Source organism: Nitrospirota bacterium (assembly GCA_040756155.1).
Taxonomy (GTDB): Bacteria; Nitrospirota; Thermodesulfovibrionia; order JACRGW01; family JBFLZU01; genus JBFLZU01.
Genome location: JBFLZU010000022.1, coordinates 1 through 13,401, shown reverse-complemented (window position 1 = coordinate 13,401; position 13,401 = coordinate 1). Strand labels below are relative to the sequence as shown.

At 39.1% G+C, this 13,401-nt stretch carries 13 protein-coding genes; 4 read left to right on the top strand and 9 right to left on the bottom strand.

Features of this window, described 5'->3' with window-relative positions; all coding sequences use genetic code 11:
- From AB1488_01860 to AB1488_01845, 4 genes are all read right to left on the bottom strand, one after another.
- Window positions 1–364, bottom strand: a 364-nt coding sequence (locus AB1488_01860; protein MEW6408844.1) for a rhodanese-like domain-containing protein, incomplete at its 3' end; no start/stop codon positions are given.
- Window positions 365–388: 24 nt separating this feature from the next.
- Entirely contained in the window at window positions 389–640 is a 252-nt protein-coding gene (locus tag AB1488_01855; protein ID MEW6408843.1) for a sulfurtransferase TusA family protein, read from the bottom strand.
- 75 nt (window positions 641–715) lie between these two features.
- On the bottom strand, window positions 716–2,134 hold the full coding sequence (locus tag AB1488_01850; GenBank protein MEW6408842.1) for a YeeE/YedE family protein: 1,419 nt from the start codon (window positions 2,132–2,134) through the stop codon (window positions 716–718).
- Window positions 2,135–2,762: 628 nt separating this feature from the next.
- Window positions 2,763–4,196 (bottom strand): glycosyltransferase family 39 protein, encoded by a 1,434-nt coding sequence (locus tag AB1488_01845; GenBank protein ID MEW6408841.1) that lies wholly within the window; start codon window positions 4,194–4,196, stop codon window positions 2,763–2,765.
- Here AB1488_01845 and AB1488_01840 point away from each other — a divergent pair.
- Window positions 4,144–4,371: a hypothetical protein gene (locus tag AB1488_01840; protein ID MEW6408840.1), complete on the top strand. Its 228-nt coding sequence runs from the start codon at window positions 4,144–4,146 to the stop codon at window positions 4,369–4,371. The two genes, AB1488_01845 and AB1488_01840, sit on opposite strands and share 53 nt — an antisense overlap.
- 108 nt (window positions 4,372–4,479) lie before the next feature.
- On the opposite strand, the gene AB1488_01835 is transcribed toward AB1488_01840, so the two are convergent.
- The 3 genes from AB1488_01835 to AB1488_01825 form a co-directional block, all read right to left on the bottom strand.
- The gene (locus AB1488_01835) at window positions 4,480–4,656 is read right to left on the bottom strand and encodes a hypothetical protein (protein MEW6408839.1); all 177 of its coding nucleotides are present in this window, start codon (window positions 4,654–4,656) and stop codon (window positions 4,480–4,482) included.
- A 76-nt stretch (window positions 4,657–4,732) separates the two neighbouring features.
- Window positions 4,733–5,008 (bottom strand): hypothetical protein, encoded by a 276-nt coding sequence (locus AB1488_01830; protein ID MEW6408838.1) that lies wholly within the window; start codon window positions 5,006–5,008, stop codon window positions 4,733–4,735.
- A gap of 16 nt (window positions 5,009–5,024) precedes the next feature.
- Entirely contained in the window at window positions 5,025–5,336 is a 312-nt protein-coding gene (locus tag AB1488_01825; protein ID MEW6408837.1) for a hypothetical protein, read from the bottom strand.
- Between the two features lie 141 nt (window positions 5,337–5,477).
- On the opposite strand from AB1488_01825, the gene xerD reads away from it, so the two are divergent.
- From xerD to AB1488_01810, 3 genes are read left to right on the top strand one after another with little or no spacing between them, the layout of a single operon-like run.
- Window positions 5,478–6,413 carry a site-specific tyrosine recombinase XerD gene (xerD, locus tag AB1488_01820; GenBank protein MEW6408836.1) on the top strand — a complete coding sequence of 312 codons (936 nt, stop codon included), beginning with the start codon at window positions 5,478–5,480 and terminating at the stop codon, window positions 6,411–6,413.
- A 6-nt stretch (window positions 6,414–6,419) separates the two neighbouring features.
- A complete protein-coding gene (locus AB1488_01815) occupies window positions 6,420–8,852 on the top strand; it encodes an ATP-binding protein (GenBank protein ID MEW6408835.1) in 2,433 nt (810 codons plus the stop codon).
- Window position 8,853: 1 nt separating this feature from the next.
- Window positions 8,854–11,484: a CBS domain-containing protein gene (locus AB1488_01810; GenBank protein MEW6408834.1), complete on the top strand. Its 2,631-nt coding sequence runs from the start codon at window positions 8,854–8,856 to the stop codon at window positions 11,482–11,484.
- On the opposite strand, the gene AB1488_01805 is transcribed toward AB1488_01810, so the two are convergent.
- Entirely contained in the window at window positions 11,469–11,702 is a 234-nt protein-coding gene (locus AB1488_01805) for a DUF3553 domain-containing protein (GenBank protein ID MEW6408833.1), read from the bottom strand. The genes AB1488_01810 and AB1488_01805 overlap by 16 nt on opposite strands.
- 54 nt (window positions 11,703–11,756) lie before the next feature.
- Complete coding sequence (locus AB1488_01800) at window positions 11,757–13,268, bottom strand: glycosyltransferase family 39 protein (GenBank protein ID MEW6408832.1); 1,512 nt, start codon at window positions 13,266–13,268, stop codon at window positions 11,757–11,759.
- Window positions 13,269–13,401: the final 133 nt, after the last annotated feature.

The following is a 13,401-nucleotide window of genomic DNA, read 5'->3' as shown; positions in this document are numbered from 1 at the left end:
GGTCATCCCTGAAGAAGTCATTACAGGTCTCGCCAAGATGTATTGCAGTGGGAATATGCCCTTCATCGTAAAGATCTTTAGGACGGCAATCAACGACAATCCATTTGCCAAGGTTCTTCTCCAGATCCGCAGTCTGAATGAGTAGATGGAGATTTACCCCCTCCGGGATCTTTTCATCCCCTGGCATAGCTGGCAGCTTGACATAAGCAATCATTGGTGTCATAGGGCTTACAGCACCACCATAGCCTGCTGCCTTTGCCTTAGGCTTTTCTGCCCCTTTAGGAATACCCGTCTGACTGTAAATAATCAGTAAACCTATAATAACCACAAGAGTGATCACTATTATCCATTTAGTAGTTTTCATAAACCCTCCCTTCACCGACACTTATTATCCCTTTTTAATCTTGAAAATAAATTTAGCCCCTTCCTTTTTTTTCTCTAAAATCTCATGCCCTATTGCATCACACAACTGGGTGATGGTTTCTGCAGAGGATGGATTGTCAAAAATTACCTCAAGGAACTCACCTGTCTGCATCTTTTCAAGTGATTTCTTTGTGTAAAGCTGGGGGTGAGGGCAGACATATCCACATACATCGAGCATATAGTTCCCATCACTTTTTTTCTCAAATTTAATCGCCATTTTATTCCCTCCTTTTTATTGTCAGTGTCAGTTTTTATCTTCAGTTACAGACACTGCTCACTGTCACTAATCACTTCAGAAGTACTCCATTTCTTTAGCCATCTTCCTTTCTGTCCACCAGTTAAAGAATTTTACTGCAATGAATGCGCCGGTTGCCATACCAGCGCCGTATAACCATCCATTAGGGTCTCCTCCTGAAATCCTTATAAAGAATGCACCTATGTTGCATCCCAGGGATGGCCTTGAGCCAAATCCCATGAGCAGACCTCCTAAGATACCCCATACCCAGAGTTCTCCCTTAGGCCATTTGAGGGCGAATTCATTATTCATACGTGACATTACCATTGCACCGAGGATAATACCCATGGACATCCAGAGCGCGGGGTTGCGTAATAGTTCAGGGATGCCATTGTTTATTCCAAAGAATATATTGTTATGCATATCCAAGCCTAATTTCTCCAACACCCATGCGCCAAACTGTGCCTCCTGACTTGTTATATACCAGTATCCGGGATCAAAGACCTCTCCCATCAATGAGGTATCCTGTGGATAACCCATCCTTTGTAGAAGCCCTCCAAAGTTTGTAACACCAAACTTACGCTGTAATCCACCTATAGCGAGTATGTGAAGCCCTGCTGTAATCCCTATGACTATTCCCATTATTGCAGTCCTTTTGGATGCTGTTATCATCGACCAGATTCCACCCACTTCACCACCGAACCCGAGCGATGGGCTTCCTGCCTTTTTGATATAGGACTTTCTGTAGACTGTAAAGTAGATGAGCAAGATAACGAGCGCAGCAGGTATTATAGCATTTATAAGGGAATTGCCGATGAAGTATTTCCATGCCCCTGGAAATGTACTGGATATGAACTTTGTGTCGGCAAGGGTTATTGTAGGCTGATTCCATACATAACCGGCAAGATATTTATCAAACCACCCATCCTTAATTATATACTCTGGAAGTCCTTTTGCGAGGGCTGATTTTTCCCATGATGCAGGAATGAGTTTATCAAAGATACCTCCTACATCCACAAATATTGCCTGTCCTAAACAGAGCCCGAAGATTACAGCCATAAAATTGGTCATATTACCCTCACCAACTTTATAAAGAGAGCCTGACGCACAACCTCCAGCAAGGACCATACCGAGCCCGAAGATTATCCCTGAGATTAACATATGGAGCCCGAATGGAGCAGGGTGGAAGGTGCTCAGACCAATGGCTGAAACGATTGCCTGCATGATGCTGAAGAACATAAGTCCTATCATAACCCCAACAGCCATCCTCGGAACACCCGCAGCGAAAAGATCCCTCGAAGCAGAGGCAAAACAGAACCTCCCGTACTGGAGCATTATACCGTAGGCGAATCCAAACCAGATATAAGTGATGAGGTATATATAGAATATATTCACATTGTAGTACACAAGGCTAACAAGGATAAGGAAACCTGTGATTATAAGCGCCCAGATTTGATTTCTTTTTTCTTCAGACATATTATAGACCCTCCCTTTCTACCTGTGCGACACGCAGACAGGCAATTTGTTTTAATAATATGGTGTTAATTTTAACAGTAGGTTTGCGTTAAAAAGATCTTCTTCGATTGTTATTTCACCTCCTCCCCCAGAATTTTAAACTATTAGATTTCTTAAGGAGAATAGAGTTTTTTTAATACCATATTCTTTCATTATTTGTCAATACCAACAAATTGATGCGAACGGTTTTTGTCATCTTTTAATAAATTGTTTTTGCAGCAACAGTCCCAAGAATCGCACCGACTACAAGACTCAATGCAGCAATGCAGAATATCCCTAAGGTGATTCCGACTACCAGTATCGCCCTCACAAGAAGGGTCGGCCTTTCATTTTATCTACGCTGTTTCCGTTAATATATATTGAGCAAAAGATATGCCAGAATACCAGATAACTTAACACATTGATTTTAAAGGATATTTTTAACGCTGATTGAAAAAGAAGGTAGGATGAACTGTAACAAAAAGGCTACATGATTACATTAAAAAGCAGAATCACCAATTATTATAATCACTTACAAAAAATAACCTTTCCCCTTCAAAAGATTATAAAAAGACTACAGGTAAAAATGGGACGGCAGGCCGTCCCATTTTTACCCATTTTTACCATAATAAACTGTAACAATTGTTTTATACTGAAATACCCCTTCTGTGGTTTTAAAAACTATAGAATGAGGGTATTTTTTTGTCTTTTGTTCAATATACTCTGGAAGGGTCTGTTCTATATCACTTGATATTACTACTATAGCCTTTCTTGAATCTTCATTGTTAAAGGTATAATATTTTGGATTTTTGTATTCCCATGTAAATCGCAAGGCAGATTTTTTGATCTCTTCACTGACCGGGAAAAAATCAGGATTATACTCATAATAAATTCGTTTATCTGTAAAAAGATCAAGAATGGGAACAGAAACAGCTGGGTTGACTATGGGTTTTATTGATGGTAGGGTGAAGACTTCTACATTTTTTACATCAAGGGAATCCAGAAACTCTCCAGCATCCTTAAGGTTTACAGTACTTATTTTCTGAATAAAAGGGAAATACGCAAAGGTCGCAACTACAAGTGAAAAAATAACAGCACAGGAAACAATAAATTTCCTGAGTTCTATATTTTTAATTTCCCGTAACCCATAGGAAGCCATTAATGCAAACATCGGAAATACCATTATGATGTATCGTATCCTCTTGATTTGCATTAAAACTATTAGAATCACCAGAAAGCTTATAATCGTATACTTCAAATCTCTTTTTTTGAAAGCAGCATAGGTGGAATATAATGCCGCAGCAGTAATAAATGGATGTATCTGAAAAAGGAAAGTTGAAACAAAACTCTCCCCCCACCGTTTCAATCCTGGTAATTGATAAGCCATAAGGAGTTTGATCTGCTCTGAAAAGACATCATACTTAGATAAAATTACGCATCCGATTAAAAAAACAGAGATTAAGGCGATTACAATACCTCTATAAATATAGTTCGGAGTTTGGAGTTTGGAGTTCTGAGTTCTGAGAACCAGAAATACGACAATCAGAACTGAAAGCATTAACCATGTCGAATACTTGGAAAAGAAGGTAAGGAAAATAGACAGAGACGAAAGCACTATGAATTTTACTGTTCCTTCATTCAGTGCCTTGATAGTAGTAAAGATTGAAAATGTGAGAAAGAACATAGTTGGTATATCAACAAGCATAAGCGGTACTTGGATGAAGAGATATGGAGTACCGAGAAGGAGTACTCCACCAAAAAAACCAACATCCTCGCCCCAGAGAGTTTTTCCTATAAGAAAAGTGAGCACAATAGTCATCGAAAACAGAAAGGTTGTAAAAATCTGGATGTAAATCCTGAATTCCCCGAAAAACTTTAAAATCATTCCATATATAAAAGGGATAAGTGGCAAATCGGTCCAGGCTGGAATACTATTGCCCCATTCTTTTAAGAAATATCCAATTCCATATATTTTCAGATGTTTTGCCTGTGTGAAATACCTTGAGGCATCGACAATGACCTCTGGCTCTCTCCAGAAGAACATTGCGATTAGAAAGGAGGAGAGAAAAAGGAAGGTAGCAGGATTGCGTTCAGGAAACGAGACCTTTGAAGTCAGGAAAGCAAAGAAAATACCGAATATGATGATTAAAAAAATCCTAACTACATTAATATTATCAAATGTCCATGCCCAGCTGGTAAGTACATTGTCATCCAGATAGCGGAAAACAAAAAGTGTTGGATATGTTGATATTGTGAGAAGAGAAATGATTAAGATATAGTCAATTTTCTTTAGCCTGAACAAATCAGATATCGAATCTTACCTCTTTCTACCAACTGATAACTTTATCATATTCAAATATAAGATCAATGAGTTCATCATAGCCTGTATTTTCCTTATATAGCTCAATTATCTTGACTGTGTGATTCTTATTTGTTGAGTGATATTCTATTATCTTTTTTATAATCTCATCTGGCTCGGATTTCAATATATAAAGAATCTTCATTCAACGCCCCCTTTCTTACCTAACAACCGCTTCTGTCTTGACCCTTCGCTCCGCTCAGGGTGACAATAGTTGGGTATTAATATGGAAGGATGTGGTCGCATTCAAGAAGCTTTTCAGCTATGCCTCCCAGAGAAAGATATTCAGCCTTATTTTCTTTATTATTAGAATATACTTTGATCTCAAGTGGTTCGATCAGCTCTTCGATGTGTTTTGCGACCTCATGGTCATCCATGTTGAGTTTTCTATCAGGTATAAAAATCTCTATAGTATCATCCAGTAAAGTAATACCACCACTCATCCTCAATGCCTCAGCCTGCCTGTCTCTGACTATAACTGCTATCTTTTTTGCCATATCTCCCTCCACAACCTTATAAAACAATAACCTTATCGCATTCGTGGTCCATTAAAGCATTATTATATTGACTTCCCCGTATAATTCCTTCGGGTATTTCTTCCACAGGATGTCCGATTACATGACAACTGTGTTCACACAGACTCAGTGAAATTCCATCCATACCTACGAGTTGTTTAAAGGTTTGGTCTGTAGAAAGTTTTACACCATCATCCATCATAAAGATTACGACAGAATTACCCTTAGCTACTGCAGCCTTTGCTATACCGACCACATCCTCTGTGTGTTTATCGGTATTAATCAGCATCCCTAATTTTCTTCCAGTCATGGCACCCTCCCCAAAAGTTTTGATTAAAGAACCATTGAAAATGCAAAGCGAACACCTTCCCCACTATATAACATGGCTATCATCTTTTGTCAAATTTTTCACGAGGTTGCAATCATTGAAAAAATCAGATAAAATTGAACCATGGATAATAGAATGAAGAGATATATCGAATTTCTTACGGTCGAAAAGGGCCTCTCCAGAAATACAATACTCTCATATAAAAGAGACATTAAGAAATATCTTACATTTCTCAAAGGGATAAAGAAGTTGAAGAGGGCAGATGTTATAACCTTCCTTTACCATCTGAAGGAGGATGGCTTAGCCCCCCCATCTATTGCGAGGATGCTTTCTGCAATAAAAGGGTTTCATCGTTTCTTGATCTCTGAAGGCTATACAAAGGATAATCCTACAGAAGATATGGAAACCCCAAGAAAATGGAGTAATCTTCCCAGATTTCTGAATATAGAGGATATAAATAACATTCTTGAGAAACCAGATATAAATAAACCACTCGGGATAAGAGACAGGGCGATGCTTGAGGTTCTCTATGCGTCTGGCTTGAGGGTATCAGAACTTGTTGGAATGAGGGTCAACGATATAAATCTCGAGGCAAATTATCTAATAGCCTACGGGAAAGGCTCAAAGGAAAGGGTTGTACCGATAGGTGAGCAGGCTTCTAAATGGGTAAAAGAATATATGTCTTCTTCAAGACCTAAACTTCTTAAAGGGAAACAATCGCAGTCTCTCTTTGTAGGGCAGGGTGGAAGAACTTTAACAAGGCAAAGGTTCTGGCAGACGATTAAGAAATATGCCCACAGTTCTGGTATCAGAGACCATGTTTCACCACATGTTATACGTCACTCATTTGCAACTCATTTGCTTCAGGGTGGTGCGGATTTGAGGTCTGTACAGATAATGTTGGGACATTCTGCGATTTCAACCACGCAGATATATACGCATATATCGGTTGGGAGGTTAAAAAAAATACATCAAGAGTTACATCCAAGGGAAACAGGGAAGACAGAACACAGAACAAAGAACACAGAGCAAAGAACAGAGATAAAAGATAGGAGGTAATTGGATATGAGATATCGTGAAATTTCACCAGAAAAACTTAGATGGATATATGATCCTTCACAGTTTAGGTTTGATACCACAGATGATATTCCTCCTCTTGAAGGTACGATAGGACAGGAAAGGGCTCTAAGGTCTATTGATTTCGGGCTTGGATTCGATAGTCAGGGTTTTAACATCTATATGCTCGGTGAGAGTGGAACAGGTAAGACAACCACAATAAAGGCATTACTTGAGAAGAAAGCTGCAGAAGAGACGATTCCAGACGATTGGGTGTATGTTTATAATTTTAAAGACCCTGACAGACCTAAGGCACTTAACCTTCCACCTGGTCTTGGGATTATCTTACAGAAAGACACTGATGAGCTGGTGAGCATGCTACGACAGGAAATATCAAAGGCGTTTGAGAGTAAGGATTATGAAAAACACAAGAATAAGATACTCGAGGAATACCAGGAGGAAAGCAAGCGGCTATTTTCTGAATTGGAGGATGAGGCAGCTAAACAGAGTTTTGCTTTAAGAAAAACTCCTACAGGGGTTGTCATAGTTCCTGTAAAAAGCGGTGGTGAACCACTCAGCCAGGAGGAGTTTGATTCACTTGGTTCTGAGATGAAAAAGAAGATAGAGACACTCAGCAAGGAATTGCAAGAAAAACTTGATGATGTTCTTAGACAGATAAGAGAAACAGAAAAAACAATAAAGGAAAAACTTAATAGATTGGAAAGAGATGTTGGGCTTTCCTCGGTCAGGCATTTAGTTGATGAACTGAAGAGCAAATACAGGGAATACCCTAAACTTATAGAGTTTTTTGACGATGTTAAAGAAGATGCACTCAACAATTTAGATGATTTCAAAACACCAGAAGAAACAACCACACCAGTATCATTTTTAAAGATGGCGAAGCCTGAACCATCGTTTACACGATATAAAGTAAATATCCTTGTGAATAATGGAGACCTGCGTGGAGCCCCGGTGATTATTGAGCCAAACCCAACTTATTATAACCTTTTTGGAAGGATTGAACACAAATTTCAATACGGTGTTGCATTAACAGACTTTACTATGATAAAGGGAGGTGCAATGCACAGGGCAAATGGTGGCTATCTTGTGGTAAATGCGCTGGACCTTCTAAAAAACATATTTGCCTATGATGCCGTTAAGCGGGCAATAAGAAACAGAGAAATAAAGATAGAAGATATATGGGAACAGTATCGTCTTATATCTACCGTTACACTCAAGCCTGATCCGATACCTTTTAATGTAAAGATTATTCTGATCGGTAATCCATTTTTATACTATCTTCTCTATAACCTCGATGAAGAATACAAAAAACTCTTTAAAGTAAAAGCAGATTTTGATAATCGAATGGACAGAACAGAAGAAAATATCCATAAATACGCAGCATTTATAGCTACGAGGTGTAAGGAAGAGGCACTTAAACCATTTGACAGGACAGGAGTTGCGAAGGTTGTGGAATACGGTACAAGACTGGCTGAGCATCAGAGTAAACTCTCCGCAAGATTTAGTGATATAGCAGATATAATTCGTGAGGCAAACTACTGGGCATCAAAAGAACAGAATAAATATGTGACAGGTAACCATGTTGAAAAGGCTATTTCTGAGAAGATATACAGAAGCAATAAGATTGAGGAAAAGATAAGGGAACTTATAGTTGATGGGACATTGATGGTGGATACCGAAGGCTCTGTAATAGGTCAGGTTAATGGTATTTCCGTTGTTGATCTTGGAGATTATAGTTTTGGTAAACCTTCACGAATAACCGTAAAGACATTTGCAGGCAAGTCGGGTGTGGTCAATATAGAACGTGAAGCCAAAATGAGTGGCAGGATACATAACAAGGGGATTATGATATTAAGCGCCTATCTTGGTGGGAAATATGCTCAGGATTATCCTCTATCACTATCTGCATCATTATGTTTTGAACAACTCTATGAAGAAGTGGAGGGAGATAGTGCTACCTGCACTGAGCTTTTTGCACTGTTGAGTAGCCTTTCGGGATTACCAGTAAAACAGGATATATCAGTGACGGGATCTATGAATCAGATGGGTGAAGTCCAGCCTGTAGGAGGCATAAACGAAAAGATAGAAGGATTCTTTGATGTTTGCAGGGTTAAAGGGCTTACCGGAGAACAGGGGGTTACAATCCCTGAGAAAAATATCAAAAATCTCATGCTAAAGAATGATGTGATCGAAGCCGTTAGAGAAGGTAAGTTCCACATATACCCGATAAGTACAGCTGAGGAAGGTATAGAGATATTAACAGGTGTAGAGGCAGGGAAACTCACAGAAGAAATGACATATCCTGAAGGAACGATAAATTATCTCGTGGATAAAAAACTCAGAGAGATAGCAAAGAAATTGAAGGCAGAGGAGAAAGAGAAAGAGGTAGAGATAGAGAAAGAGGTGGAGGAGAGAAGGTAAGTTGGAAGTAATCACAACACATACAAATGCAGACTTTGATGCCTTTGCTTCTATGGTAGCAGCAAAGAAGCTCTACCCAGATGCAAAGGTTGTCTTTTCTGGTTCTCAGGAAAAATGGCTCAGAGATTTTCTCCTCCAGGCAACTTCCCCTATCATTGAATTTAATAAATTGAAGACACTCGATATGGTTAAGATTAGCCGCCTTATCCTTGTAGATACGAAAAGCCCAGGAAGGATTGGTAAATTTTCAGATATACTTGGCAGACAAAACCTCAGTATACATATATACGACCATCATCCTTTTACAGAGGGAGACCTCAGAGGAGATTTTGAACTAATAGAAAAGGTAGGAGCAACATCAACGATATTTACAGAGATTATGAAGAAAAAAAATATCGCTATAACGCCGATGGAGGCAACAATCCTTGCGTTAGGTATCTATGAAGAGACAGGCTCTCTGATGTTTTCCTCTACGACTGAGAGGGACCTTCTTGCAGCAGCATATCTACTGAAAAGAGGAGCAAACCTCAATATTGTCTCGGATTTTATTGTAAAGGAGCTCGATGCAGAACAGATAAGTCTCCTCAATGAACTCCTGGAGGCAAAGAAGAATTATGTTATCAATGGCATACCAGTAACGATAGCGATTGCATCAAGGGATTCCTTCTCAGGAGACATTGCTATCATCGCACACAAACTCAGGGACATGGAGGGTACAGATGTGCTCTTTGTGATTATAAGGATGGAAGAAAGAATTCACATGATCGCAAGAAGCAGGGTTCCTGAGGTTGATGTTGGTGAAATTGTTAGCAGATTTGGAGGAGGAGGTCATGCCTTTGCGTCATCTGCCACAATAAAGAACATGACAATTACTGAGGTAGAGGAACAACTTATAAAACTATTGAAGATACTGGTTAGACCACAGAAGATTGCAAAGGATATAATGACAACACCTGTAAAAACAATCACAAAGGATCTCACTATAAAAGAGGCAGAGACATTAATGACACAATATGCTGTCAATGTGCTTCCTGTGATTGATGGAGATGTATTTTCTGGGGTAATATCGAGAGAGGTTGTCGAGAAGGCTATTTATCATGGTTTTGGAAAATCAGAGGTCTCACAATTTATGACGACTGATGTCTATACAGCATCGTCAGAGACACCTGTAAGCCAGATTGAAGAGAGGATGATAGAGCATAATCAGCGATTTACCCCCGTGGTAGAAAAAAAGAGAATTATAGGGGCTATTACAAGAACTGACATATTGAGGTCATTACATGAAGAAATGCTTAGAAGGAGCAAGATTACAGGAGATGAGATAAAAGAAAGGGCTTATGTTCCTGAGAAGAATATCGCTAATCTTATGTATGAAAGACTACCTGAAAAGGTTATAGAGACCCTCCAGATTGTTGGCTTGATTGCAGACGAGATGGGTATCAACGCATACCTGGTAGGCGGTTTTGTTAGAGATATACTTATGGGTTATGAGAACCTTGATATTGATATCGTTGTTGAGGGTGATGGGATTGCTTTTGCCAATAATATCGCCTCTAAGATGCAGGCGACTGTTAAAAGTCATCAGAAATTTGGAACTGCTGTTGTGATGCTCATGGATGGATTTAAACTCGATATAGCCACCGCAAGAACTGAGTACTATGATTCACCAGCTGCCCTCCCGCGGGTTGAGACAAGTTCTATAAAGAAAGACCTTTACAGAAGAGACTTTACAATCAATACACTTGCGATCAAACTGAACTTAAGGGACTATGGAAATCTTATAGACTTTTTTGGTGGACAGAGGGATATAAAAGATAGGGTTATAAGAATACTGCACAATCTCAGTTTTATTGAAGACCCAACGAGGGCTTTCAGGGCAATCAGATTTGAGCAGAGATTTAACTTCAAGATAAGTAAGCATACTGCCAACTTGATAAAGATAGCTGTGAATATGAACCTCTTTGATAAACTCTCAGGACCAAGACTTTATGGTGAACTTGTGTTGATTTTCTCTGAGGTCGAGCCACTTAAGGCAGTAAAAAAGATGGATGATTTCAATCTGTTACAATTTATACATCTCTCACTCAGGTTTACGAGGGAACTCCACAGACTCTTTGAATCTATAAATGAGACGCTCTCGTGGTATAAGCTTCTTTATCTCGAATCTCCGCTTGAAAAGTGGCTCATATACTTTATGGGGTTAATCGATGGTCTTACTGATAGAGAGGTAATAGAACTCTGCAACCGTTTGAGTGTGCCTGACAGTATAAAAGAAAAAGTATATTATGGAAGAAAACAATATTTATTGATACTTAACGAACTTTCAAAGAATAAAAGACTTAAACCAAGTAGAATATATGAACTATTGAATTTGCTCTCCCTTGAGATTCTTCTTTTTATGATGGCAAAGGCTAAGGATGAACATTCAAAACGGTATATATCTATCTATCTAACAGAATTAAGGAAGGTTAAGATATCTCTGACAGGAAAGGATATTGAAAAACTTGGAATCAAGCCTGGACCAGTATACAAAGAGATACAGAAAAGGCTTTTAGAAGGACGGTTGGATGGTGTCCTAACAAGCAGGAATGAAGAGATTACATTTATAAAGAAGAATTACAGCGTGATGTAACCATTAAGCCTTACCCCAGCATAATAACAGCAGTTATTGTTGTCAAGGTCATTTATGAATGACCGTTCGATACCATCCTGAAAAACTACCCTTACAAAACAGAAACCACCTGAAAGTGTAGAGTGTCTTTCCTCAACTACCCTCCCTATACCCCATTCGGGGTATCTCAGGTGTTGCACGCTGTCTCCAAGTCTGAGGTATATCCTTTGATCACCCACTATATTTCCTCTATGCTAACTATAATGCAATAATTCCTTTCTTGCAAGAAATTTTTAATATTTCAACTTTTCGATCGGAATCTTTAACCCCTTAAAATCATAGCACCTGAATATAGAGAATTCCCTTACCTGCTTTCCACTTCTATAGATATAGAACGGTTCTTTTTCGTATCTGGAGAATGCAACTTTTAGGGCATCAGGGAAATCATCACCACCCATCTTTACAAAGATTGCATCACTCTTGATGAAGTTGTTAAACCCTTCCCACAGGTCGTACTGGTTCATCCTTCTACCGAGGTTGACATTATAGGTTACTGGATTCTCCGGGACATAGAAAGCAAGTTCACCTGCAACATGATAACTATCACTGAATATAAATGTATGGTTCCGTTCACTCATCTCTCTATAGATAGTGCCTGTTCTATGTCCGACTTCTTCCCATCCAATGAGCCGATTTGTTGGATTCATCTTTGGCTTTAATTCTATACCGAAAAGGCTTGAGATCTGAGGGTAATGTGCAAATCCAGTAAGGATAATTCCGATAAAGATTGCAGAGATAACAAATATCCTGATACCACGTTTTTTTAGATATAGACCTTCAAATATTCCTGATACAGAGACAAAGGCAGTAAAATAAGCATGGGCAGGCCAGTTTGCCTGAACCTTTCCCTGAAGACTCTTAAGGGCAAAGAAGATTATTACAGGTGCAGATGTAAGAAAGAGTAACAGATGGTCTCTGGGGTTCTTCAATGCGAGTTGTCCGCTTTTAATCATCGCATAGAGAATTCCTGCAAAGACCAGGGGTGTAATGATACCTACCTGTGAGACAATAAATTCTATAAACCACTTTGAGGAGGCGCGAAATCCTGCAGGTACATTCGCCTGTCCTATTACATGCTTCACTGTGACCCAGTCATGCTGGATATTCCAGATGATGACAGGACTGAATATGATGATGCTGATTATGAAGGCTAAATATGGTTCTTTTCGGATAAGCCAATGCCTGTCTTTTTTTGAAAGAAGAAGGAATAAAAAAACTAAAGGATAAAACATTGCCATCGTATATTTTGAGAGAAGACCGAAACCAATTGCAATACCGGTAAGATACCAGAATATATTTTCCCTCTCCGTAACCGCTTTTCTTAAAAAATATATTGAAAGACCCCAGAAGAGTATAAATGGAGGGTCTATAGTCATAAGGATTGAGCCCGCTGCAAATAGCGGTGTAACCTGTGGCACAACCCCTGCAAAAAAAGCTGCCCTCTCGCTTTTGAATATATCCTTTGTGAATATATATAACAGGATAGATATCAGGATAGAAATGACCACAGCACCTGTTCTCACAGCAAGTTCTGTGTTTCCACCGATCTTTGTGAGAATGTAAATGATATACGCAACCATAGGACCCTTGCTGTAATAACTGAGGTCAAGCCTCCTTGACCATTCCCAGTACTGTGCTTCTTCGGTTGAGAGGTCAAGTGGACCGTATTTTATGTAAAGTATGCGTAGCAGGGTGACCGCTAACATAATCAGAATAAATAAAAATTTATACCTTCTGTTCTCCATCTTTACCCTGTTCTTTGGTTTCTGTTTGGTTTTGAATATCTGTCTTTTCTCTGCTTTTCTTCAATATATCGTAAGCAGTTGTTATAACATAACCTACAAATATACCTACAAGGGCTCCAAGTGCTACATCGAA